Origin of the sequence: Pseudoalteromonas sp. bablab_jr011, from assembly GCF_016464045.1 — a bacterium.
Lineage (GTDB): Bacteria > Pseudomonadota > Gammaproteobacteria > Enterobacterales > Alteromonadaceae > Pseudoalteromonas > Pseudoalteromonas lipolytica.
Map to the genome: position 1 here is coordinate 1 of NZ_JACDWU010000140.1, position 1,257 is coordinate 1,257.

General features: G+C 45.6%; 1 protein-coding gene. It reads left to right on the forward strand.

Annotation, left to right across the window (positions count from 1 at the left end):
• The gene (gene tuf / locus JIG41_RS06795; RefSeq protein WP_036971551.1) at nucleotides 1-1,185 is read left to right on the forward strand and encodes an elongation factor Tu; all 1,185 of its coding nucleotides are present in this window, start codon (nucleotides 1-3) and stop codon (nucleotides 1,183-1,185) included.
• Nucleotides 1,186-1,257: the final 72 nt, after the last annotated feature.

A 1,257-nucleotide genomic window follows, 5' to 3' on the forward strand; every position in this document is an offset into this window, starting at 1 on the left:
ATGGCAAAAGAAAAGTTTGAACGCGTAAAACCGCACGTAAACGTTGGTACAATCGGCCACGTTGACCACGGTAAAACTACCCTAACTGCAGCAATCACTAACGTACTTGCAAAAGTATACGGTGGTACAGCTAAAGACTTCGCATCAATCGATAACGCTCCAGAAGAGCGTGAGCGTGGTATCACAATCTCAACTTCACACGTTGAGTACGATACACCAACTCGTCACTACGCACACGTAGACTGTCCAGGACACGCCGATTATGTTAAAAACATGATCACGGGTGCTGCTCAAATGGACGGCGCAATCCTAGTAGTTGCTGCAACTGACGGTCCTATGCCACAAACACGTGAGCACATCCTACTTTCTCGTCAGGTTGGCGTACCTTACATCATCGTATTCATGAACAAATGTGACATGGTTGATGACGAAGAGCTACTTGAGCTAGTAGAGATGGAAGTTCGTGAACTTCTTTCTGAGTACGATTTCCCAGGTGACGACTTACCTCTAATCCAAGGTTCAGCACTTAAAGCCCTAGAAGGCGAAGAGCAATGGGAAGCGAAAATCATTGAACTAGCTGAAGCGCTAGATTCATACATCCCAGAGCCAGAGCGTGACATCGATAAGCCATTCATCATGCCTATCGAAGACGTATTCTCAATCCAAGGTCGTGGTACAGTTGTAACTGGCCGTGTTGAAGCTGGTATCATCAACGTGAATGACGAAGTTGAAATCGTAGGTATCAAAGAAACTACGAAGACAACATGTACAGGTGTTGAGATGTTCCGTAAGCTTCTAGACGAAGGTCGTGCGGGTGAGAACATCGGTGCACTTCTACGTGGTACTAAGCGTGAAGACGTTGAGCGTGGTCAAGTACTTTGTAAGCCTGGTTCAATCAAGCCACACACTAAATTCACTTCAGAAGTATACGTACTTTCTAAAGATGAAGGTGGCCGTCATACTCCATTCTTCAAAGGTTACCGTCCACAGTTCTACTTCCGTACAACTGACGTAACAGGTGACGTACAGTTACCAGACGGCGTTGAAATGGTAATGCCTGGTGATAACATCAAGATGACTGTAGAGCTAATCGCTCCAATCGCGATGGACGAAGGTTTACGCTTCGCTATCCGTGAAGGTGGCCGTACAGTTGGTGCTGGTGTTGTTGCAACTATCGTTGAGTAATCAACTATAGTGATGCATTAAGCATTCAAGAAAAACCCGAGCTTAGTCTCGGGTTTTTTTATGGATGAGAAA